Annotated in this window: 20 protein-coding genes; 16 read left to right on the forward strand and 4 right to left on the reverse strand. The window is 65.2% G+C overall.

Features of this window, described 5'->3' with window-relative positions:
* Window positions 1-30 precede the first annotated feature (30 nt).
* The 16 genes from AB0313_RS00475 (at window position 31) to AB0313_RS00550 (ending at window position 18,474) form a co-directional block, all read left to right on the forward strand.
* Window positions 31-1,773 (forward strand): ABC transporter ATP-binding protein, encoded by a 1,743-nt coding sequence (locus AB0313_RS00475; RefSeq protein WP_366302919.1) that lies wholly within the window; start codon window positions 31-33, stop codon window positions 1,771-1,773.
* Window positions 1,770-3,581, forward strand: coding sequence for an ABC transporter ATP-binding protein (locus AB0313_RS00480; protein ID WP_366302921.1), 1,812 nt, complete (start codon window positions 1,770-1,772; stop codon window positions 3,579-3,581). The genes AB0313_RS00475 and AB0313_RS00480 overlap by 4 nt, the downstream gene beginning before the upstream one ends.
* Window positions 3,578-3,958, forward strand: a complete 381-nt coding sequence (locus AB0313_RS00485) for a GntR family transcriptional regulator (protein WP_141941197.1) — start codon at window positions 3,578-3,580, stop codon at window positions 3,956-3,958. Before AB0313_RS00480 ends, AB0313_RS00485 begins: the two co-directional genes overlap by 4 nt.
* Before the next feature lie 47 nt (window positions 3,959-4,005).
* Window positions 4,006-6,930 carry an excinuclease ABC subunit UvrA gene (gene uvrA, locus AB0313_RS00490; RefSeq protein ID WP_141941199.1) on the forward strand — a complete coding sequence of 975 codons (2,925 nt, stop codon included), beginning with the start codon at window positions 4,006-4,008 and terminating at the stop codon, window positions 6,928-6,930.
* A gap of 82 nt (window positions 6,931-7,012) precedes the next feature.
* Window positions 7,013-7,729 carry an HAD hydrolase-like protein gene (locus tag AB0313_RS00495; protein ID WP_366302924.1) on the forward strand — a complete coding sequence of 239 codons (717 nt, stop codon included), beginning with the start codon at window positions 7,013-7,015 and terminating at the stop codon, window positions 7,727-7,729.
* Window positions 7,716-8,384 carry a lysophospholipid acyltransferase family protein gene (locus AB0313_RS00500; RefSeq protein ID WP_141941202.1) on the forward strand — a complete coding sequence of 223 codons (669 nt, stop codon included), beginning with the start codon at window positions 7,716-7,718 and terminating at the stop codon, window positions 8,382-8,384. Before AB0313_RS00495 ends, AB0313_RS00500 begins: the two co-directional genes overlap by 14 nt.
* A gap of 68 nt (window positions 8,385-8,452) precedes the next feature.
* Window positions 8,453-10,447, forward strand: a complete 1,995-nt coding sequence (gene uvrC, locus AB0313_RS00505; RefSeq protein WP_366302926.1) for an excinuclease ABC subunit UvrC — start codon at window positions 8,453-8,455, stop codon at window positions 10,445-10,447.
* A 67-nt stretch (window positions 10,448-10,514) separates the two neighbouring features.
* Entirely contained in the window at window positions 10,515-11,438 is a 924-nt protein-coding gene (gene rapZ / locus AB0313_RS00510; RefSeq protein WP_141941206.1) for an RNase adapter RapZ, read from the forward strand.
* Window positions 11,438-12,457 carry a uridine diphosphate-N-acetylglucosamine-binding protein YvcK gene (gene yvcK, locus AB0313_RS00515; protein ID WP_141941208.1) on the forward strand — a complete coding sequence of 340 codons (1,020 nt, stop codon included), beginning with the start codon at window positions 11,438-11,440 and terminating at the stop codon, window positions 12,455-12,457. Before rapZ ends, yvcK begins: the two co-directional genes overlap by 1 nt.
* A 9-nt stretch (window positions 12,458-12,466) precedes the next feature.
* Complete coding sequence (whiA, locus tag AB0313_RS00520) at window positions 12,467-13,447, forward strand: DNA-binding protein WhiA (protein WP_043454785.1); 981 nt, start codon at window positions 12,467-12,469, stop codon at window positions 13,445-13,447.
* A gap of 101 nt (window positions 13,448-13,548) precedes the next feature.
* Entirely contained in the window at window positions 13,549-14,175 is a 627-nt protein-coding gene (locus AB0313_RS00525; RefSeq protein ID WP_307305772.1) for a superoxide dismutase, read from the forward strand.
* Between the two features lie 259 nt (window positions 14,176-14,434).
* Complete coding sequence (gene gap, locus AB0313_RS00530) at window positions 14,435-15,445, forward strand: type I glyceraldehyde-3-phosphate dehydrogenase (protein WP_141941212.1); 1,011 nt, start codon at window positions 14,435-14,437, stop codon at window positions 15,443-15,445.
* Between the two features lie 10 nt (window positions 15,446-15,455).
* Window positions 15,456-16,682, forward strand: coding sequence for a phosphoglycerate kinase (locus tag AB0313_RS00535; RefSeq protein WP_366302930.1), 1,227 nt, complete (start codon window positions 15,456-15,458; stop codon window positions 16,680-16,682).
* Between the two features lie 135 nt (window positions 16,683-16,817).
* Window positions 16,818-17,633 (forward strand): triose-phosphate isomerase, encoded by an 816-nt coding sequence (gene tpiA, locus AB0313_RS00540; RefSeq protein ID WP_331321553.1) that lies wholly within the window; start codon window positions 16,818-16,820, stop codon window positions 17,631-17,633.
* Window positions 17,634-17,681: 48 nt separating this feature from the next.
* Window positions 17,682-17,939, forward strand: a complete 258-nt coding sequence (gene secG, locus AB0313_RS00545; RefSeq protein WP_141941218.1) for a preprotein translocase subunit SecG — start codon at window positions 17,682-17,684, stop codon at window positions 17,937-17,939.
* A 139-nt stretch (window positions 17,940-18,078) separates the two neighbouring features.
* Entirely contained in the window at window positions 18,079-18,474 is a 396-nt protein-coding gene (locus AB0313_RS00550) for an RNA polymerase-binding protein RbpA (protein WP_141941220.1), read from the forward strand.
* On the opposite strand, the gene pgl is transcribed toward AB0313_RS00550, so the two are convergent.
* From pgl to AB0313_RS00570, 4 genes are read right to left on the reverse strand one after another with little or no spacing between them, the layout of a single operon-like run.
* On the reverse strand, window positions 18,427-19,245 hold the full coding sequence (gene pgl / locus AB0313_RS00555; RefSeq protein WP_141941223.1) for a 6-phosphogluconolactonase: 819 nt from the start codon (window positions 19,243-19,245) through the stop codon (window positions 18,427-18,429). The genes AB0313_RS00550 and pgl overlap by 48 nt on opposite strands.
* The gene (locus AB0313_RS00560) at window positions 19,235-20,176 is read right to left on the reverse strand and encodes a glucose-6-phosphate dehydrogenase assembly protein OpcA (RefSeq protein ID WP_141941225.1); all 942 of its coding nucleotides are present in this window, start codon (window positions 20,174-20,176) and stop codon (window positions 19,235-19,237) included. Before AB0313_RS00560 ends, pgl begins: the two co-directional genes overlap by 11 nt.
* Window positions 20,173-21,732: a glucose-6-phosphate dehydrogenase gene (gene zwf / locus AB0313_RS00565; protein WP_141941227.1), complete on the reverse strand. Its 1,560-nt coding sequence runs from the start codon at window positions 21,730-21,732 to the stop codon at window positions 20,173-20,175. The genes AB0313_RS00560 and zwf overlap by 4 nt, the downstream gene beginning before the upstream one ends.
* A 14-nt stretch (window positions 21,733-21,746) precedes the next feature.
* Window positions 21,747-23,378: a glucose-6-phosphate isomerase gene (locus tag AB0313_RS00570; protein ID WP_307305751.1), complete on the reverse strand. Its 1,632-nt coding sequence runs from the start codon at window positions 23,376-23,378 to the stop codon at window positions 21,747-21,749.
* Window positions 23,379-23,380: the final 2 nt, after the last annotated feature.

Below are 23,380 nucleotides of genomic sequence, written 5' to 3' on the forward strand. Positions count from 1 at the left end.
TTCGGCCGAAGGCACGTACAGGGGGGTATTTTGCTGGTCGGACTCATAAAGCGGCAGCTCGCGGGCCAATACCCGCAAGTGTGGGCGATCGTCTTCCTGCAGTTGCTCCAGGCGGCGGCAAACCTGCTGCTGCCCACCGTCAACGCGGCCATCATTGATGACGGAATCGTTGCGGGGGAACCCGGTGTGATCTCGAGGCTCGGCGTGCTCATGGCAGTCATCGCAGCGGTGCAGGCCGCAGCGGCCATCGCGGCGGGCTACCTCGGCGCAGTTGTGGCCATGAGGACCGGGCACCGCCTGCGGGCTGAAGTCTTCACCAGGATCCAGTCGCTCTCGTCGCAGGACGTGGCCATGTTCGGAACCCAAAGCCTGACCACGCGCGCCACCAACGACGTCCAGCAGATCCAGGCGTTTGCGGTGCTCGTCTTCACCATGCTTTTTGCCGGCCCTGCCATGGGCATCGGCGGCGTCGTGCTCGCCGTTCACCAGGACCCGGCGCTGTCCGTGGTGGTGATCGCCATCGTGCCCATCCTCCTGTTGATCATGTACCTGATCGTCCGCCGGCTGATACCGCTTTACCGTGAAGGCCAGGACCTGCTGGACCGGACTGGTGGCATCCTTCGTGAACAGATCATCGGTGTGGACGTCATTCGTGCCTTCGTCCGCCAGCGGCACGAAGTGCGCCGGTTTGCGGAGACGAACGCCGGCCTGACGGCCAACAACCTGCAGTCCGCGCTGCTGGTGGCGGGGATGCTGCCGATGATCATGCTGGTGGTCAACATCAGTTCGGTTGCCGTCGTGTGGTTCGGTGGCCACCGCATCCAGGCAGGCCTGATGAACATCGGGGCCCTCACCGCTTTCATCGCCTACATCATGCAGATCCTGCTGGCAATCATGATGTCCATGTACGTCCTCATGACTGCGCCACGTGCTGCGGTATGCGCCGAACGCATCCAGGCCGTACTGGATACCGAGCCGTCAGTCCAGGCCGCAGCCGAGCCGGCGGAGTCCCGGCTGGACGCAACGCAGCCGGCACAAGTGACGTTCCAGGACGTTGGCTTTTCCTATCCCGGAGCGGAAGCCCCGGTGCTTGCGGGCATCAGCTTCACCGCGGCTCCCGGCACCACCACCGCAATCGTCGGATCCACGGGCAGCGGCAAGACCACCCTCCTGAACCTGATACCCCGCCTGCTTGATCCCACGGAAGGCTGCATCACCCTGGGCGGCCAGGACACCCGGAATCTGCCGCTGGATCAGCTCCGCGCCGCCATGGCGATTGTGCCGCAGCACTCACACCTGTTCACCGGCACCATAGCGGACAACCTGCGTATAGCCGCCCCGGAAGCTGCTGACGAGGAACTCTGGGCCGTCCTCAGGACGGCGCAGACCATGCGGTTCATGGGTGACCTCCCGCTGGGGCTCGCCACCCCCGTGGGCCAGGGAGGTGCGAGCCTGTCCGGCGGGCAGCGGCAGCGGCTGTGCATTGCCAGGGCGCTGCTGCGCAAAGCAGCACTCTACGTTTTTGACGACAGTTTCTCAGCCCTTGACTACGAAACGGAGACCCGGCTGCGGCATGCCCTGGACCAGCAGCTCGGGGACGCAACGGTGATCATGGTGGCGGAACGGATCTCAGCCGTGGAGGACGCGGACCTCATCCTGGTGCTCGACGACGGCCGCCTCGTTGCGCAGGGGACACACCAGGAGCTCCTCGAAACCTCAGAAACCTATCGGGAAATCGCCGAATCACAGCTGGCGCTGGACGGCACGCAGTGACGGGCCAGGAGGAAGCCGGGGAAACGGCCCACCGCTTCTGGGCAACTGCCGGCAGGCTCCTCGGCCTCCTGCGCCCCTTCCGGCTGCAGATGCTGGGCGCCGTTGCGGCCACCTGCGCGTTCGCGGGACTAAACGTGGCCGCGCCGAAATACCTTGGAGACGCCACCGACGTGGTGGTGGAGGGCATCTTCCAGGGCAGCCTGGACCAGCGCCTAGGAATCCTGCTGGCAGCTGTGGCCACGATGTACCTCTTCGCCTCACTGTTTAACTGGCTACAGGGGGCCCTGGCGGCACGCGCAGTGCAGGGACTCATGCACGGCCTCCGCGCCTCGGTCGAGGATAAGCTGCACCGACTCCCTTCCACCTACTTCCGGGAACGTTCCCGCGGGGACGTCCTGAGCCGGGCCACCAACGACATTGACAACATTGCCCAGGCCCTGAACCAGGTCCTGACCCAGCTGATTGTGTCCGCGTTGATGCTGTGCGGTTCCCTGGCCATGATGCTGTTTATTTCACCGCTGCTCGCCGCGATCGCCATTGCCACCGTGCCGGTTTCCACTTGGATCACCGTCCTGGTGGCCCGTCGGTCCCAGGAACACTTCGCCAGGCAATGGAAGGAAACCGGAGAGCTCAACGGACACGTTGAGGAGTTCATCAGCGGCCATGAAGTCATCAAGGCATTCGGCCACCAGGGGCAGGCAACCGCGGTGTTCAGCCGCAGCAACGGCCGGCTGGCTCGCGCAGCCGCCAAGGCCCAGTACTCCGCCGGTGTGGTCCAGCCGCTGATGGTGCTCATATCCAACCTGAACTACATCGCGGTTGCAGTGGTGGGCGCCCTGCAGGTAATCGCGGGAGCAATGACCATTGGCGGCGTTCAGGCCTTCATCCAGTTTAGCCGGCTGTTCACCCAGCCCGTGGGGCAAATCGGAGGGCTGCTCAATGTCATGCAGTCATGTGCAGCGTCCGCGGCCAGGGTCTTCGTGCTCCTGGACGCCGCCGAGGACCCCCAGGATCCCGGCGGTAAGGCTGGCGGCGTTCCGGCCGGCGGACGCATCGCTTTCCACGACGTCACCTTCGGGTACCCTGGGTCCGTCCCGGCGGTGCGCAACCTCACCTTTGCCGTGGAGCCCGGCCAGTCGGTAGCCATCGTGGGGCACACCGGAGCAGGCAAGAGCACCGTGGTGAACCTGCTGATGCGATTCCTGGAGCCCTCCTCCGGCCGGATCACCATGGGGGGAGTGGATATCGCCGGAATCCCCCGCGACCTGTTGCGCGCCCACTTTGGCGTGGTCCTGCAGGATTCCTGGCTCTTTGCCGGTACCATCCGGGAAAACATCGCGTATGGGCGGCCGGACGCTGGCGATGCTGCCATCGTGGCCGCCGCAGAAGCCACCCACGCGGACCGCTTCATCAGGTCCCTTCCGCACGGCTACGGCACGGAGCTGGATAACGGCGGGGAGCCACTCAGCCAAGGGCAGAGGCAACTCATCACCATCGCGAGGGCGCAACTGGCCGGCCGTTCCGTTCTGGTCCTGGACGAAGCAACAAGCTCCGTGGATTCCAGGACGGAGCTGCTTATCCGAAAGGCCATGCAGCGGCTCCGGGACGGCAGGACCAGTTTCATGATCGCCCACCGTTTGTCCACCGTCCGCAACGCTGATCTAATTCTCGTCATGGACCACGGACGCATCGTCGAGCAAGGTACCCACGGAAACCTTCTCGCCGCCAACAGCTACTACGCCAGGCTCTACAACGCGCAGTTCGCCGAACGCGATGGGAAAGCGGGCGTCCTGGAGGGTGGGCTGTGAGGACTGTCCGGGAGTTCCCCGGACAGTGGCGGCCCAACCAGGCCAGCAGCGTGGCCCTTTTCGAGCAGCTGAGGCTCCAGGTCATCCACCTCGTGGACAGCGGCGAACTGGCCCCGGGTACCCGTCTGCCTGCGGTGCGGGCCCTGGCCGAAACCCTTGACGTCGCTCCGCATACCGTGGCGAGGGCGTACAAGGAGCTGGAGGCCGCCGGTGTCGTTGCCACGCACGGGCGGAACGGTACCGTTGTCTGCGCGCTCGACGACAGGCTGGGAGGCCTTGCCGCTGCCGCTGCCGCGTATGCCGTCGCGGCCAAATCCCAGGGAGCAAGCTTCGCCGAAGCGGTCAAGCTGCTGGCTGCCGCCTACGATGTTCCCTGAGGGCGGAACCGTCCATGTTCGAAAAAGTTTTCGATTAGCATTATGGGGTGCCTAAAGCCTTAGCTGAAGAAACCTCTGCCCCCTCCGCTTCCCTGATGGTCCCCTCCTCTGCCGCCGTCGAGCGTCCGGACCTCTCCCGCCTTGTGGTGAAGGGCGCGCGTGAGCACAACCTGCGCAATGTGGACCTTGACTTGCCGCGCGATGCCATGATCGTCTTCACCGGCCTCTCCGGGTCCGGGAAATCTTCACTGGCATTCGACACCATCTTCGCCGAAGGGCAGCGGCGCTATGTTGAATCGCTGTCCGCCTACGCACGCCAGTTCCTGGGCCAGGTGGACAAGCCGGATGTGGACTTCATCGAGGGACTGTCCCCGGCGGTCTCCATCGACCAGAAATCCACCAGCAAGAACCCGCGGTCCACGGTGGGCACCATCACCGAGATCTACGACTACATGCGCCTCCTGTGGGCGCGCGTGGGCAGGCCGCACTGCCCTGTCTGCGGCGAGCCGGTCTCCAAGCAGACGCCTCAGCAGATCGTGGACCAGCTCCTGGAACTCGACGAAGGCACCCGGTTCCAGGTCCTGGCGCCGGTGGTGCGCGGACGCAAGGGCGAGTTCGTGGACCTCTTCAAGGAACTCAGTGCCAAGGGCTACTCGCGGGCGCGTGTGGACGGCAACCTGGTCCAGTTGAGCGATCCGCCAAAGCTGGGCAAGCAGTTCAAGCACACCATTGAAGTTGTGGTGGACCGCCTGGTGGTCAAGGAAGGCATCAGCCAGCGGCTTACCGACTCCATCGAGACCGCGCTGGGACTGGCGGAGGGCCGGGTGCTGGCGGAATTCGTGGACGTTGACGCAGACGCCCCGGAACGGATCCGTGCGTTCTCGGAAAACCTCGCATGTCCCAACGAACACCCCCTGGCCATTGATGAGATCGAGCCCCGCTCCTTCTCGTTCAACAACCCCTTCGGCGCCTGTGCCGCCTGCAGCGGAATCGGTACCCGGCTCGAAGTGGATGAGGAACTCATCGTTCCCAACCCTGAACTCTCCCTGTCAGAGGGCGCCATCGCCCCCTGGTCACTCGGCACCGCCACCACGGAATACTGGAACCGGCTCCTGGAGGGCCTGGCCAAGGAAGTGGGCTTCTCCATGACCACGCCGTGGGAGAAGCTGGGCAAGGACGTCCGCCAGACCATCCTGCACGGCAAGGACCACAAGGTGGTGGTGCAGTACCGCAACCGGTTCGGCCGCGAACGCAAATACAGCACCGGATTTGAAGGCGCCATCCAGTATGTCCACCGCAAACACGGCGAGACCGATTCCGACTGGGCACGCGACCGCTACGAGGAATATATGCGGCAGGTTCCCTGCCCCGCCTGCAACGGTGCCCGCCTCAATCCGGCGTCCCTGTCCGTCCTGATCAACGGAAAGTCCATCGCGGAGGTTGCAGCCCTGCCCATGCGGGAATGCGCCGATTTCCTCAACAACCTGGTCTTGACCGGGCGTGAAGCACAGATCGCGCACCAGGTCCTCAAGGAGATCCAGGCACGCCTGACCTTCCTCCTGGACGTGGGCCTGGAATACCTCAACCTCGAGCGGCCCTCCGCCACCCTTTCCGGTGGCGAAGCCCAGCGCATCCGGCTTGCCACCCAGATCGGATCCGGCCTGGTGGGCGTACTCTACGTCCTTGATGAGCCGTCCATCGGGCTGCACCAGCGCGACAACCGCCGGCTGATCGAAACGCTGACCCGGCTGCGGGACATGGGGAACACGCTCATCGTGGTGGAACACGACGAGGACACCATCCACGTGGCCGACTGGATTGTTGATATCGGGCCGGGAGCCGGCGAGCACGGCGGCCAGGTGGTGCATTCGGGCACGTACAAGGAGTTGCTGGAAAACACCGCGTCGCTGACGGGCGACTACCTTTCGGGCCGCAAGGCCATCGAGGTCCCCAAGAAACGCCGCAAGTACGACAAAAAGCGCGAGATCAAAGTGGTGGGCGCCCGGGAGAACAACCTCCTGAACGTGGATGCGGCCTTCCCGCTGGGGCTCTTCACCGCGGTGACCGGCGTCAGCGGCTCCGGCAAGTCAACACTGGTCAACGAGATCCTCTACAAGGTGCTCGCGAACAAGCTCAACGGGGCCAAGCAGGTGGCCGGAAGGCACAAGACAGTCCAAGGCCTGGAGCACCTGGACAAGGTTGTCCACGTTGACCAGAGCCCCATCGGCCGCACCCCGCGCTCCAACCCGGCAACCTACACCGGTGTCTTCGACAACATCCGCAAGCTCTTCGCAGAGACCACCGAGGCGAAGGTACGTGGCTACCTTCCCGGCCGGTTCTCCTTCAACGTCAAGGGCGGCCGCTGCGAGGCATGTTCCGGCGACGGCACCCTGAAGATCGAAATGAACTTCCTGCCGGACGTGTATGTCCCCTGCGAGGTGTGCCACGGGGCCCGCTACAACCGGGAAACCCTGGAGGTGCATTACAAGGGCAAGACCATCGCCGATGTCCTCAACATGCCCATCGAAGAGGGTGCCGAATTCTTCGCTGCGTTCTCGCCCATCGCACGCCACCTGAACACCCTGGTGGACGTGGGCCTGGGCTACGTCCGGCTGGGGCAGCCCGCCACCACCCTGTCCGGCGGTGAGGCGCAGCGGGTCAAGCTGGCGGCAGAGCTGCAGAAGCGGTCAAACGGCCGCAGCATCTACGTCCTGGACGAGCCCACCACGGGTCTGCACTTCGAAGACATCCGGAAGCTCCTCATGGTCCTGCAGGGGCTGGTGGACAAGGGCAACACCGTAATCACCATCGAGCACAACCTCGATGTCATCAAGAGTGCGGACTGGCTGGTGGACCTTGGACCCGACGGTGGTTCGGGCGGCGGCCAGGTCGTCGCCGCAGGAACGCCGGAACAGGTGGCCAAGTCGGCCACGAGCCACACCGGGAAGTTCCTCGCCGAAATCCTGGGCTGACCTGCAACGGAATCCCGCCGGAAATATTCCCCAGGAGGAATGCGAGTTTCGGGCACTGCTGCTGTCGTGAGAAACTAACCCGGTGACTTCAACAACAGTGCCCGTGATCTTTGACCTGGACGGCACTCTTGTCGACCCGGCCGGTGGAATAACTGAGGGGATTGCCTCGGCCCTTCGCGGGCTGGGGCTCCCGGTTCCAGGCCAGGACCTGCTCGATGCGATGATCGGCCCCAAGTTGAGCGACTCCCTCCTTAACATCGCAAAAGTGCCGGCAGACCGCCTCGAAGAAGTAGTCCACCGGTACCGGGAGCACTACGTCGCCACGGGTATCGCCCAGAGCCGACTGTACCCCGGCATCCGCGACATCCTTGAGTCCTTTGCGGAGGGCGGACGCCCCGTGGCCGTGGCTACCCAAAAGCCGCAGAGGCTGGCGCATAAAGTACTGGCCCACCATGGCATCGACGGTTTCTTCCACGGCATCCATGGCTCCGCCGACGACGAGGCGGCGGTGGACGGGGTCCCGCTGGGCAAGACGGAGATCATCGCCGCCGCCCTGCAGGACCTGGACACCCAACACGCCATCATGGTGGGAGACCGTGCGCAGGACGTCTCCGGAGCCATTGCCAACGGCCTGGACTGCATCGGCGTTATGTGGGGCTTCGCTCCCGACGGTGAACTGGAGGACGCAGGGTCTGTGGCTGTGGTCAGGGACGGCGGGGAACTGGTGGCAGTCATCGAGCGGCTGCAGGCAATCCACACCGCGGCAATGAGCGGGGTGAGCAACGATGGAAATGTTTGATGCCGTCCGCTGGACCACCCGGAACCTGATTGCCGGCACCTGCCGGCCCACCGTCGTCGGACTTGAAAACGTGCCCTCCGACGGCCCGTTCATTGTGGCGCCCAACCATCTGTCCTTCTTCGACAGCGTCATCGTCCAGGCCTTGATGCCCCGGCCGGTCGCCTTCTTTGCCAAGGCTGAGTATTTCACCACCGGCGGCGTCAAGGGCAAGGTCATGAAGGCCTTCTTCGAGTCAGTGGGTTCCATTCCGGTAGAGCGCGGGGAACAGGCTGCCAGTGTCCAGGCGCTCAAGACCCTGCTGGACATCCTGGAAGCTGGCCGCGGCATTGGCATCTACCCCGAAGGCACCCGCTCCCGTGACGGCATCCTCTACCGGGGACGCACCGGCGTCGGCTGGTTGGCCCTCACCACCGGTGCGCCCGTGATTCCCGTGGGCCTGATCGGGACCGAGAAGCTCCAGCGCGCAGGTGAAAAAGGGGTCAGGCCGCAGCATTTCACCATGAAAGTGGGCGAGCCGCTCTACTTCGACAAGACAGGGCCGGACCACTCGCTGCCTGCCCGCCGCGAAGTAACGGACCGGATCATGAACGCTATCGCCGAACTCAGCGGCCAGGAGCGGTCCGCCAGCTACAACCAGAGCAAGTCCGCGGAGTAGCCCGGGCCGGCAGTCATGCCGGGTCCGGCGCTGCAGGGAAGACCGGCGGAACTCAGTAGACTTGATAGGTGGCAAATCCAGCAAGTTACCGGCCAAAAACCGGTGAAATCCCCACCAACCCGGGCGTCTACCGGTTCCGCGACCCGCATGGCCGGGTCATCTACGTTGGCAAAGCGAAAAGCCTCCGCTCCCGGCTGAACTCCTATTTCGCCAACCCTGCCGGGCTGCTGCCCAAAACCTACGCCATGGTCCACGCGGCCAGCAGTGTGGAATGGACCGTGGTGGGCAGCGAACTGGAGTCGCTCCAGCTGGAGTACACCTGGATCAAGGAATTCAAGCCCCGCTTCAACGTGGTGTTCCGGGATGACAAGACCTATCCCTACCTTGCGGTGACCATGAGCGATAAGTTCCCGCGGGTGCAGGTGATGCGGGGGGACAAACGCAAGGGAACACGCTACTTCGGCCCCTACACGGCCGGCGCCATCCGGGAAACCATGGACACGCTGCTGCGCGTTTTCCCCGTCCGGAGCTGCAGCCCCGGCGTCTTCAAGCGGGCTGAGGCCAGCGGCCGGCCCTGCCTCCTGGGCTACATCGACAAGTGCTCCGCGCCGTGCGTGGGCCGGATTTCGCCAGAGGATCACCGCGCACTGGCAGAGGATTTCTGCGCCTTCATGGGCGGTGAGGCCAAGAGGTTCATCAACAAGCTGGAAAAGCAGATGGCTGACGCCGTGGCGAAGCTCGACTACGAGCACGCGGCCCGGCTCCGTGACGACATCACGGCGCTGCGCAAGGTCTTCGAGCGGAACGCCGTGGTGCTGTCCGAGGATACGGATGCGGACGTCTTCGCCCTCCATGAGGATGAACTGGAAGCTGCCGTCCAGGTGTTCCACGTCCGCGGCGGCAGGATCCGCGGCCAGCGCGGCTGGGTGGTGGAAAAGGTGGAGGACTTCACCACGCCGGACCTGGTGGAGCATCTGCTGCAGCAGGTCTACGGCGAGGACGGCGACACCCACGGCAGGCTGCCGCGCGAAGTGCTGGTGCCCGTGACACCCAGCAACGCCGAGGACCTTGCCAAGTGGCTGGGCGGGATTCGGGGCGCAAAAGTGGACATCCGCGTACCCCAGCGCGGGGACAAGGCAGCGCTGATGTCCACGGTCCGCGAAAATGCCGAGCATGCGCTGAAGCTCCATAAAACACGGCGCGCCGGGGACATCACCGTCAGGTCCCAGGCCCTCCAGGAACTGCAGGAAGCCCTGGACCTGCCCGTCCCCCTGTTGAGGATCGAATGCTTTGACGTGTCCCATGTGCAGGGCACCAACGTGGTGGCGTCCATGGTGGTGGTGGAGGACGGGCTGCCGAAGAAGTCCGACTACCGCAAGTTCTCCATCACCGGTCCCGCAGCAGCCGATGATACCGCCGCCATGCACGACGTCCTGACCCGCCGGTTCCGCCACTACCTCGACGACAAATCGGCGCAGGTGGACGAGGCCGTCCTGGAAGCCACCGACCAAGAGGCGGCGGAAGCGGCGCTGGACACCACCACGCCCGCGCCGAAGGCAAGGTTCGCCTACCCGCCCAACCTGGTGGTGGTTGACGGCGGCCAGCCCCAGGTGAACGCCGCGGCGCGCGCCCTCGCAGACCTGGGAATCGACGACGTCTACGTGGTGGGGCTCGCCAAGCGGCTGGAGGAGGTGTGGCTTCCGGACAGCGACTTCCCGGTTGTCCTGCCCCGCACATCGCAGGGGCTGTACCTGCTGCAGCGCATCCGTGACGAGGCCCACCGCTTCGCCATCACCTTCCACCGGCAAAAGCGGGGTAAGGCCATGACGGTTTCGGCGCTGGACGCCGTTCCCGGCCTGGGCGCTTCCAAGCGGAAGGCCCTGCTGGCGCACTTTGGCTCCGTCAAGGGCGTCAAGGCGGCCTCCGTGGAAGAGTTGGCCCAGGCGAAAGGTATTGGCCCCGCACTCGCCGGCGCCATCGTGAGCCATTTTGCGGCTGATGGGCCCGAGGCTGTGGCCGTGCCGGCGATCAACATGACCACCGGCGAAATCATCGAATCTTAGCTAGGGTAAAAGACGGGCGCCGCCACAGCGGCCGCCCGGGGGACAACAAGGAAACGGGGCAGGCTTCATGGCAGACACGACGGCGGAATCCGGAGCGGGGCACGACGGGCTGGAGCCCGTTAAGCCGCTCGAAGCGGAGCTGCTGGTAGTCACCGGAATGTCCGGCGCCGGACGGAGCACCGCGGCAGACGCCCTGGAGGACCATGGCTGGTACGTGGTGGAGAATCTTCCGCCGCAGATGCTGGGCACGCTCGCCGAGCTCGTCTCCCACGCCCCACAGTCCATCCCCAGGCTGGCCGTGGTGATTGACGTCCGCAGCAAAGGCCTCTTTGCCGACATCCGCTCTGCGCTTGGCGCACTCGCCGCCAGCGGAGTGACCTTCCGGGTCCTCTTCCTGGACGCCAGCGACAACGTCCTGGTGCGGCGGTTCGAACAGGGGCGCCGTCCACACCCGCTTCAGGGCGGCGGTCGGATACTCGACGGTATCGCGGCCGAACGCGAGCTGTTGCAGGAACTGCGCGACAGCTCCGACGTCGTCCTGGACACCACCAACTACAACGTCCACGGCCTGGCCACTGCCATTACGGAACTCTTCAGCGAAACCGGCCCCGTGGCCCTTCGGCTCAATGTCATGAGCTTCGGCTTCAAGTATGGCCTGCCGGTGGACGCCAACTTCGTGGCCGACGCCCGCTTCATCCCCAATCCGCACTGGGTTCCCCAGCTGCGCCCGCAGACCGGACTGGACAAGGACGTCAGCGACTACGTCCTCGAAGCCGAAGGCGTCAAGAACTTCGTGGACCGCTACGTCCTGGCCCTGGAGCCCGTGCTGGAAGGCTACCGCCGGGAGAACAAGCACTACGCCACCATTGCGGTGGGCTGCACCGGGGGCAAGCACCGCTCCGTGGCCGTGGCAGTGGAACTCTCCAAGAAGCTCGCGCAGTATCCGCGGGTCACGGTGACCACCGCGCACCGGGATCTGGGCCGCGAATAATGGCCCTGTTCACCGGAGCCCTGCCCCTGGTGCCGCCCCCCGCCGGTAAGGGCTCGGGCCAGCAGGACAAGGGCCCCAACGTTGTGGCGTTGGGCGGCGGCCACGGACTGGCCGCTTCTTTGTCGGCACTGCGGCTGCTCACCTCCGAGCTGACTGCAGTTGTCACCGTGGCGGACGACGGCGGATCTTCCGGGCGTCTGCGCGAAGAGTACGGTGTCCTCCCGCCGGGAGACCTCCGCATGGCCCTGTCAGCGCTTTGTGACGACACCGACTGGGGACGTACCTGGCGCGATGTCATGCAGCACCGCTTCCGTCGTGGTAAGGGTTCCGGCGGCTCGTTGGACGAACACGCCATGGGCAATCTTTTGATCGTCACATTGTGGGAGCTGCTCGGCGACGCGGTGGCGGGGCTCAAATGGGCCGGGGCCCTCCTCGGCGCCCGCGGGCAGGTGCTGCCCATGTCCACGGTCCCGCTCACCATCGAAGGCGACATCCGGGTGACCGCCCCGGACGGCGGGACTGCCCTGCAGACCATCCACGGCCAGGCCCGCTGCGCGGTGGCGGGTTCGCTGGAGGAAGTCCGGCTCCTGCCCAAATCCGCACCCGCCTGCACAGAGGCCTTGACCGCCATTGAGCTGGCCGACTGGGTGGTCCTTGGCCCGGGATCCTGGTACACGTCGGTCCTGCCGCACCTGCTGCTGCCCGAGATGCGGCAGGCCCTCTGCGCCACCCCCGCCAAACGCTGCCTCACCATGAATCTGGCCATGGATACCAAGGAAACAACCGGCATGACGGCGGCGGACCACCTGCATGTGCTTCGACGCTACGCACCGGAGTTCAGCGTCGACGTGGTCCTGGCAGATCCCGCCTCAGTGCCGGACCGGCAGGAGTTCGAGAAGGCCGCCGGCATGATCGGCGCGGAGGTGGTCTTGGGTAAAGTAGGGGCGTCGGGACGCCGCCCCGTCCATGAGCCGCTCCGGCTGGCCACGGCGTACCAGGACATTTTTGGGAACAGTTAGGAAGGTGCCATGGCACTGACAGCATCGGTCAAGGAAGAACTGTCCCGTCTGGACATTAAGAAGTCATCAGTGCGCAAGGCTGAGGTCTCCGCAATGCTCCGGTTCGCCGGGGGACTGCACATCATCTCCGGCCGGATCGTCATCGAGGCGGAAGTGGACCTGGCGTCCACTGCCCGCAGGCTCCGCGCAGCCATCGCCGAGGTGTACGGACACCAAAGCGAGATCATCGTGGTGTCTGCCGGCGGACTCCGGCGCGCCAGCCGCTACGTGGTCCGCGTCGTCCGCGACGGCGAGGCGCTGGCCCGGCAGACCGGCCTCCTGGACGGACGCGGGCGCCCCGTGCGTGGCCTGCCGTCCGCCGTCGTGAATGGATCAGCCGCGGACGCCGAAGCCGTATGGCGCGGGGCGTTCCTGGCCCATGGCTCGCTCACCGAACCCGGCCGGTCGTCGTCGCTCGAAGTCACGTGCCCCGGCCCCGAATCCGCCCTGGCCCTGGTGGGTGCCGCCCGCCGGCTGGACATCCAGGCCAAGGCCCGTGAAGTCAGGGGAGTGGACCGGGTGGTCATCCGCGACGGGGACACCATCGCCGCGCTCCTGACCCGCATGGGGGCGCATGATGCGCTGATGGTGTGGGAGGAACGCCGGATGCGCAAGGAGGTCAGGGCGACCGCCAACCGTCTGGCCAACTTCGATGATGCCAACCTGCGCCGCTCCGCGCAGGCAGCGGTGGCCGCCGGCGCGCGTGTGGAACGGGCCCTGGAGATCCTGGGCGACGACGTGCCCGACCACCTGAAGTACGCCGGTGAACTGAGGGTGGCGCACAAGCAGGCAAGCCTTGACGAGCTGGGCCGCCTGGCTGATCCGGTGATGACCAAGGATGCGATCGCGGGCAGGATCCGCCGCTTGCTGGCCATGGCGGACAAGCGCGCGCTTGACCTGGGCATTCCCGGAACGGACGCCAATGTGACGCCTGAAATGCTGGACGAGTAAGCGCCCCATAGAATCAGAAAGAATTCCGGGCACCAGCTGCCCGGATGCACAATCCGAGAGTTACCAACCGGACCTTCGGGTCCACGATATTGGAGGATTTTGTGACCGAGTACGTTTTGCCGGAACTCAGCTACGACTACGCCGCCCTCGAACCGCACATCTCCGCGCGGATCATGGAACTGCACCACAGCAAGCACCACGCAGCCTACGTTGCAGGCGCAAACAACGCCCTGGCCCAGCTGGCCGAGGCACGTGAAAAGGGCGACTTCGCCAACATCAACCGGCTCTCGAAGGACCTCGCGTTCCACACCGGCGGCCACGTGAACCACTCCGTGTTCTGGAAGAACCTCTCCCCGGACGGCGGCGACAAGCCCGAAGGTGAGCTGGCTGCCGCGATCGACGACGCCTTCGGCTCCTTCGATGCCTTCCGTGCCCAGTTCTCCGCTGCAGCCCTTGGCCTGCAGGGCTCCGGCTGGGGTTTCCTGGCCTACGAGCCCATCGGCGGAAACCTGGTCATCGAGCAGCTCTACGATCAGCAGGGCAACACCGCCCTGGGCACCATCCCGCTGCTGATGCTGGACATGTGGGAGCACGCCTTCTACCTGGACTACGTCAACGTGAAGGCCGACTACGTCAAGGCTTTCTGGAACATCGTCAACTGGGCAGACGTCGCCCAGCGCTTCGAGGCAGCCCGCACCAACGCCACGGGCCTCATCACCCTCCCGTAGTGACGAGCGTTATACCCCGCTGTAACAAACTTCACATTCCGACTTAAACCAGCCGGGATGTGGACGGTCCGCCCCCGCACTTGCGGGGGCGGACCCACTTAAACGTAAGATAGGTCACGGAAGGCGGTTAGCCTTCAGCAATGAGGCTGGTCGCCCTCCGTGTTAATCATCTCTGCCCAATGGCGTGCGGGATCTGTTAGTTGGCTTGAACGCCCGCTCAACTAGTAGTGCTTCTCTAAGCACCAAGGAGACTGTAAAAGTGACGACCCGTATTGGTATCAACGGCTTCGGCCGCATTGGCCGCAACTACTTCCGCGCAGCGCTTGCCCAAGGCGCGGACCTTGAGATCGTTGCAGTCAACGACCTCACCAGCCCCGAAGCCCTGGCACACCTGTTCAAGTACGACTCCGTCGGCGGGCGCCTGAAGGAAACCATCGAGGTCAAGGACGGCAACATCGTCGTCAACGGCAACGTGGTCAAGGTCCTGGCCGAACGCGACCCCGCCAACCTCCCCTGGGGCGAACTGGGCGTGGACATCGTCATTGAATCCACCGGTTTCTTCACCAAGGCAGCTGATGCGCAGAAGCACATTGCAGCCGGCGCCAAGAAGGTCCTGATCTCCGCTCCGGCTTCCGACGAAGACATCACCATCGTGATGGGTGTCAACCACAACCTCTACGACAACGCCAAGCACAACATCATTTCCAACGCCTCCTGCACCACCAACTGCCTCGGCCCGCTGGCCAAGGTGGTCAACGACGAATTCGGCATTGAGCGCGGTCTCATGACCACCGTGCACGCCTACACCGCCGACCAGAACCTCCAGGACGGCCCGCACAAGGACCTGCGCCGTGCCCGCGCTGCAGCCATCAACATGGTTCCCACCTCCACCGGTGCCGCCAAGGCAATCGGCCTGGTCCTGCCGGAGCTCAAGGGCAAGCTGGATGGCTACGCCATCCGCGTCCCCGTGCCCACCGGCTCCGCCACCGACCTCACCGTCACGGTTTCCCGGGAGACCACGGTGGAGGAAGTCAACGCAGCGCTCAAGCGTGCCTCGGAGTCTGACGAACTGCAGGGCTTCCTGACCTACACCGAGGAGCCCATCGTGTCCTCGGACATCGTCGGCGACCCCGCTTCCTCGATCTTTGACGCCGGCCTGACCAAGGTCATCGGCAACCAGGTCAAGGTTGTTTCCTGGTATGACAACGAATGGGGCTACTCCAACCGCCTCGTTGACCTTACGGAGCTTGTGGCATCCAAGCTGGGCTAGGGTTAGAGACATGACATTTCACACCCTCAACGAACTGATCGCTGAAGGTGTCCGCGGGCGGTACATTCTGGTTCGAAGTGACCTGAATGTGCCGCTCGACGGCTCTACAGTCACTGACGACGGCCGCATTAAGGCCTCGCTCCCAGTGCTGGCAAAGCTCACGGACGCCGGTGCCCGCGTGCTGGTAACAGCCCACCTCGGACGCCCCAAGGGCGCGCCGGAGGAGAAGTACTCATTGCGGCCCGCAGTGGACCGCCTCGCCGAGCTGGCGGGCTTCAAGGTCACCCTGGCCGCCGATACCGTCGGCGATGCCGCCAAGGCTGCCGCTGCATCCCTGCAGGACGGTGAAGCACTCGTTCTGGAGAACGTCCGTTTCGACGCCCGGGAGACCAGCAAGGACGACGCCGAACGCGGCGCCTTCGCGGACGAGCTGGTGGCACTCACCGGCAGCAACGGCGCTTACGTGGATGACGCCTTCGGCGCCGTCCACCGCAAGCATGCCAGCGTCTATGACGTCGCTACCCGGCTGCCGTCGTACCAGGGCGACCTGGTGCACACCGAGGTTGAGGTCCTTCGGAAGCTCACCACCGACACCCAGCGCCCTTACGTGGTGGTGCTCGGCGGCTCCAAGGTCTCGGACAAGCTTGCCGTCATCAACAACCTGATCGGCAAAGCGGACACCATCCTGGTGGGCGGCGGCATGCTCTTCACCTTCCTGGCAGCCCAGGGACACAAGGTCGCCTCCAGCCTCCTTGAAGAGGACCAGATCCCGGTCGTCCAGGACTACCTGAAGCGGGCTGCGGACGCCGGCACGGAATTCGTGGTTCCCACAGACGTAGTGGTGGCGGAGAAGTTCGCCGCCGACGCCGCCCACGAGACCGTCGCCGCGGACGCCATTGAAGGCAGCAGCTTTGGTGCCCAGGGCATCGGCCTGGATATTGGACCCGAAACCGCCGCCGCCTTCGCTGAACGGATCAAGGGCGCACGTACCGTCTTCTGGAACGGCCCCATGGGTGTCTTCGAATTCGAGGCTTTCTCGGCAGGTACCCGTGCCATTGCCCAGGCCCTGACCGGGACGGAAGGCTTCACCGTGGTGGGCGGCGGCGATTCGGCTGCCGCTGTACGCACCCTGGGGTTCGCCGACGACCAGTTCGGCCACATTTCCACAGGTGGCGGCGCCAGCCTGGAATACCTCGAAGGCAAGGAACTCCCCGGCCTGAGCGTCCTGGACCGTTAGAAGCACGCCGGTGTACAGCACACCGGCTAAACACAGCTGCTGTCCCGCAGTCAGCGGAGCATGCAGTCCTCCGGCCGGCAGGTTGCCCGCGGCAGCCTGCCGGCCGAACACATATCAAGAACTCTTGGAGATTACGTGACTACCTCAACGAACGGCGCTTTCGACCGCACGCCCTTCATCGCGGGCAACTGGAAAATGAACATGGACCATGTGCAGGGCATTACGCTCCTGCAGAAGCTGGCCTGGACCCTTTCAGACGCGAAGCACGACTACAGCCGCGTTGAGGTTGCCGTCTTCCCGCCGTTCACCGACCTCCGGGGGGTCCAGACCCTGGTCCAGGGCGACGACCTTCACATCGCGTATGGTGGCCAGGACCTGTCCCAGTTCGATTCCGGCGCCTACACCGGCGATATCTCAGGCCAGTTCCTGAATAAGCTCGGATGCAAGTACGTCCTGGTGGGCCACAGCGAACGCCGTACCATCCACAACGAATCCGACGAGGTCCTTAACGCCAAGGTCAAGGCAGCGTTCAGGCACGGCGTGGTTCCCGTCCTCTGCGTAGGGGAGGGCCTGGAAATCCGTCAGGCGGGCACCCACGTTGACCACACGCTCCAGCAGCTCCGGGCAGGGGTGGCCGGGCTCACCAATGAGCAGGCTGCGGAACTGGTAGTGGCGTACGAACCCGTCTGGGCCATCGGCACGGGCGAGGTGGCAGGCCCGGAGGACGCACAGGAAATGTGCGCCGCCATCCGCGCAGAGCTGGAAACCCTGTTCGGCGCCGACGTGGCAGCCAAGACCCGGTTGCTGTATGGCGGCTCGGTCAAGGGCAACAACGCTGGTGCCATCCTGCGGGAACGTGACGTGGACGGCGTCCTGGTGGGCGGCGCCAGCCTTGACCCGGCTGAGTTTGCTAATATTGTCAGGTTCGAGAGCCACCTGGTCGCGGACTAGTCCGGAGCCAGCGCACACTCCCGCAATCCCAACTTCTGAAAGGCCGTCGTGGACGTTCTTCATGTCATTCTGCAGATCCTCCTGGGCATCACCAGCCTCCTGCTGACGCTGCTCATCCTCCTGCACAAGGGACGCGGCGGCGGCTTGTCGGATATGTTCGGCGGCGGAATGAGCTCAGGTCTCAGCTCTTCCGGTGTGGCAGAACGCAACCTCAACCGCTTCACCATCATTCTTGGGGTCACCTGGGGTGTTGTGATCATCGCGCTCGGCCTGATCATGCGCTTCAGCGGTGTGGGGGACTCCTGACCCTCACTAACTGCGTGACACAAGGACCTTTCGGCCCTCCCGGCCCCCAGGCCTGAAAACTAGACTGTGGCTGTCGATTCACCGGCAGCCACAGTCTTATTTTGTTTAACGGTCCAGGCAGGCGAGGCAGGAGTTTCCCATGGTCCACCCAGCATCTGGTTTTCGGGGTACCCGCGCGGGCGTAATCGCAGGCTCTGGATCAACCCTGCAGGGTAATGATTCCCCGTCCCGGCCCCTGCCGCGCATCCGGGTGTCCTACTGGTGCTCGAAGGGGCATGAAACCCAACCCGTGTTCCTGAAGATGCCCGAGGACCAGATTCCCCGAACGTGGGACTGCCGGCGGTGCGGCGGACCTGCTACCCGGGACGGCCAGGCAGCTGCGCCCGAGGACTTGTTCGACGACGGCTCCAAGAGCCATCTGGAATACGTTAAAGAACGGCGCTCCGGCCAGGACGCCGAAGCCGTCCTGGCCGGAGCGCTGGAAAAACTACGCGCCCGCGGCGTCCTTCCGGACCAGCTGCTGCGGGACACGTGAGGCCGCGTTCTCGTCGATCAGCCACAGGGTCCGTGACGTTCCCCGGGGTCCCGAGGCAGGCACCTGCACTGGGTTTGCCCCGGCAAGCGCCAGTCCCACCGCTCCCGCTTTGTCCTCGCCGGCTACCACCATCCACACTTCAGCTGCCGTGTTGATGGCGGGCAGCGTCAGGGATATCCGCAGCGGCGGCGGCTTGGGGGAATTCCGGACACCCACCACCGTACGCTCCTTTTCGCGGATCCCAGCCTGCTCCGGGAACAGGGACGCTATGTGTGCGTCGGGACCCACGCCCAGCAGCACCACATCCAGCCGGGGAAGTGCGGCGGGCTCCTCAGGCCGGTCGTCGGACATGTCGGCTGCGTGTTCCGCTGCCGCTGCGTCACGCAGCCTGCGTGCGTAGTCGTCCGCTGCTTCTTCAGGGCTCCCGAAATCATCCGAAGAACCGGGTGAGTGTACCCGGTCCGGGTCCACGGGAATGTGGGACAGCAAAGCGTCGAACGCCTGCTTGGTGTTCCGTTCCGGGTCGGCAGAGGCAACAAAACGCTCGTCACCCCACCAGAAGTTGACCTTGGACCAGTCGACGGCAGGTGACGCCGGAGAATCGGCAACAGCCTTCAGCGTGCCTATTCCCACGGTTCCCCCGGTGAGCACCACGGTCGCTTCGCCGTACTTGTCCTGGACATCAACGAGCTTGGTGATCAGGCGTGCCGCGATGGCGGCCATGAGGACGGACGAATCAGGATGGATGCTTACACGTGGGTCAACGCTCACTGGGTCGGACGCTCCTTAGATTGGTACGTGGCAGTCCAATAGTAATCACTTCACCGAACACTTCGTCCGGGTCCAGCCGGCGAAGCTCTTCGGCGAGGCAGTCCCGGAGGCTGCGGCGCGGGAGGGAGATCCGCTGGGCCGGCTGGCCGGGCTGGGTAAGTTCGGCCACGGAGAGACCCGGCCGGAACAGCTGGACGTCGCCGCCCGGGCGGGTCAGCCGAACCCGGCGGATGCCGGTTCCGGCAGGGTCCGCCACGATGGTGACGGGCGCATCCAGGGTCAGGGTGAGCCAAGCCGCGAGCAGGATGGTGGAGGGTGAATCCGAGGCACCTTCGACGGCGACAGCCGTCACGGGCGACGAATCCACTTCGTCCAATGCTGCCGCGAGCTGGATGCGCCAGTTGGTCAGGCGGGTCCAGGCGAGGTCGGTGTCGCCTGCTTTGTAGGTGCGGTGGATGCGTTCGAGCGCGGCCTGGGGGTCGGGTTCGTTCGCGGAGTCCGTGATCCGGCGGTGCGCAATCGCGCCGATGGAGGTTTCGCAGGCGTTCTCGGGAGCACCGTGCGGCCACCAGGCCACGATCGGGGCGTCCGGGAGCAGCAGTGCGGCGACCAGGGACTCGGATTCGTGCGCGAGTTGGCCGTAGCCGCGCAGCACGATCACCTCCGAGGCACCTGCGTCCCCTCCCACACGGATCTGGGCGTCCAACCGGTCCTCGGCGTCCTTCCCGGCGTCCGCGAGCACGATGATGCGGCAGGGGTGTTCCCGGCTGGCATCGTTCGCGGCCTCGATAGCTTCCTCTTCGAGCCCGGACTTGGTAACCACCACGAGCGTGAGGACGCGGCCCAGGGCGATCACACCGCCCTGCTCGCGCAGGGACATGAGCTTCTTGGACACCTTGGAGGTGGTGGTGTCCGGCAGGTTTACGATCATGGCCTTCTCCAGGTTCGTCCGTCGCGGGCCAGCAGTTCATCAGCGCTGGCCGGGCCCCAGGAACCGGGGGCGTAGGGTTCGGGCTGTTCGTTCAGGGAGGCCCAGTATTCCTCGAACGGGTCAAGGATCTTCCAGGACAGCTCCACTTCCTCATGCCGCGGGAACAGCGGCGGCTCACCCAGCAGGACATCCAGGATCAGCCGCTCATATGCTTCCGGGCTCGATTCGGTGAAGGAGTGCCCGTAGCCGAAGTCCATGGTCACGTCGCGGACTTCCATTTGGGTGCCGGGAACCTTGGACCCGAACCGGATGGTCACGCCTTCGTCCGGCTGCACGCGGATCACCACGGCGTTCTGCCCGAAGTCATCCTCGCCATGATCGGTGAAGAGCAGGTTTGGGGCGCGCTTGAACACCACGGCGATCTCGGTGACGCGGCGGCCCAGGCGCTTGCCGGCCCGCAGGTAGAACGGCACCCCGGACCAGCGGCGGGTATGGATGTCCACCCGGATCGCCGCGTAGGTTTCCGTCGTCGAATCGGCCGGGATGCCTTCTTCCTCCAGGTAGCCCTGGACTTGCTCCCCGCCCTGCCAGCCGCCGGTGAACTGGCCACGCGCCGAGTGCGTGGACAGATCCTCCGGGAGTTTGACCGCAGCCAACACCTTTTCCTTTTCGGCACGCAGGTCATCGGCGTTGAAGGAGATGGGTTCTTCCATCGCCGTAAGCGCCAGCAGCTGCAGGAGGTGGTTCTGGATCACGTCGCGGGCCGCGCCGACCCCGTCGTAATACCCGGCCCGTCCTCCGGTGCCGATATCCTCGGCCATGGTGATCTGGACATGGTCCACGTAGTTGGCATTCCACAGCGGCTCGAACAACTGGTTCGCGAACCGCAGCGCCAGGATGTTCTGGACCGTCTCCTTGCCCAGGTAATGGTCGATCCGGAACACAGCATCCGGCGGGAACACCGACTCGACAATGTCGTTCAGCTGACGGGCCGAGTCGAGGTCGTGACCGAACGGCTTCTCGATCACCACGCGGCGCCATTTGTCCCCGTCGGCCTGTGCCAGGCCGTGCTTGGACAGCTGCCGGCAGACCTGTTCAAAGGCCTTGGGCGGGATCGACAGGTAGAACGCGTGGTTTCCGCGGGTGCCGCGGACGTCGTCGAGTTCCTTGATGGTCTCACCGAGGCGCTCGAATGCGGCGTCGTCGTCGAACTCGCCCTGGACAAACCGGATGCCCTCGGACAGCTGGTTCCACACCGCCTCATCAAACGGTGTCCGGGCGTGGGCCTGGACCGACGCCTTCACCTCGGCAGCAAAGTCCTCTTTGTCCCACTCGCGGCGGGCGAACCCCACCAACGCGAAACTCGGTGGCAACAGCCCGCGGTTGGCCAGGTCATACACCGCAGGCATGAGCTTCTTCCGGGCGAGGTCACCCGTTACGCCAAACAACACAAGCGATGATGGACCGGCGATCCGGTTCAAACGGCGGTCACGAGGATCACGCAGCGGATTACGCCCGCGGCCCGCGCTCTTCCGGCCGTATTCAGTTTCTGGCATGGTGCTTCTGTGCCTTAGCTTTCGGTTGCGGATGCACGGGTGGACAGGGCAGCGACAATGTCCTGCAACTGGGCCACGCCCGCGGCTCGGTCTGTGAGGTGGAGGCGCAGCACGGGACGTCCGTGTTCACCCAGGACCTGGGCGTCGCCGGCGGCCTGCGCGGCGATTAGCTCGCCGAAGGTGAAGGGCCGGTCCGGGATCGCCAGGTCCTCGGCTGCTGCGGCCGTCACCTGGAGGAACACGCCGATGGCAGGGCCACCCTTGTGGAACTGCCCCGTGGAGTGCAGGAAGCGCGGTCCCCAGCCGAAAGTGACAGGACGGCCGGTGGCGGCGGCAAGTTCGTCACGGATTCCCTCCAGCCCGGCGAAGGCCAGCCTGTCGAAGTAGGCCTGGACGCTGAGGTAGCTGTCCGCGGCGAGGGTGCCGAGCAGCGCCTTGACTGCGCCCTCTGCCGTAGCAGCGTCGCCGAGCCAGTCGCCGCCCCGGACCTCGATGGCACCGTCCACGAAAGCAGCGGGCGTGGGTTCCGGCTGGGCATCCAGCAGGCCACGGGCAGCCACCTTGGCGGCCTCGACGTCAGGCTGGTCGAAGGGGTTGATGCCCAGCAGGCGCCCGGCCACAGCCGTGGCAAACTCCCACACCATCATCTGGGTGGCGAGGCCCCCGGCGATCGCCACCTGGTTTTCACCGAGTTCGACGTCGGCATCCGCGGCAACCAGGCGCACCACCAGGACGTCGGGCGCACCCGAAGTCACCTCAGGTGCGTGCGGACCTGCCACGACCGGAAGGATACCGGTGCCCAGCTTGCCGGTGGATTCGGCAATGAGCTGTTCGGCCCAGTCCGCGAACCCAACGATGCCTGAACCGTCTTCTGCGATGACGATTTTATTCCGCAACGGGCTGGTTCCACCCAGGGCCGCGCCCAGGGCCAGTCCGATGTTTTCGGGTGCGTCATCGTTGAGGATCTCCGCGGCTTCCTCGGCTTCGTCGAGGAAAGCCTGGATGTCCACGCCGGCCAGGCCGGACGGGACCAGCCCGAACGCGGTCAGGGCGGAGTAGCGGCCGCCCACGTTGGGGTCGGCGTTGAAGACTGCGCGGTAACCAGCCTCCCTGGAGGCTTTGTCCAGCGGCGAGCCCGGATCCGTCACGATGATGATACGGCTCTTGGCGTCCACACCGGCCTCCGTGAAGGCCTGCTCGAAGATGCGACGCTGGGAGTCGGTCTCCAGGGTGGAACCGGACTTGGACGAGACCACGATGGCGGTCGCGGCCAAGCGGTCGGCGAGGGCAGCACGGACCTGGTCCGGGTCCGTGCTGTCCAGCACTGTCAGCTCGACGCCGGCGGTGCCCGCGATGACCTCGGGGGCCAGCGAGGAGCCGCCCATGCCGCAAAGGACGATCCTGCTGACGCCTTCGGCGCGCAGGGCATCCCGGAGTTCCAGGATGTCCTTGACCAGGGGCTGTGAAACGGTGGCGGCCTCTACCCAGCCGAGGCGGATTGCCGACTCGGACTCGGCGTCCGGGCCCCACAGGGTGTGGTCCTTGGCGAAGATCCGGGTTGCGATCCTGTCCTCGATGAGGGCGGGAAGGTGCTGCTCAAGTGCCTGCCGGGCAGCGCCTGTGGCGTCGTAGCTGAGAGTGCTCATGG

The sequence above is a fragment of the Pseudarthrobacter sp. NPDC080039 genome, assembly GCF_040702335.1.
Classification (GTDB): Bacteria; Actinomycetota; Actinomycetes; order Actinomycetales; family Micrococcaceae; genus Arthrobacter; species Arthrobacter enclensis_A.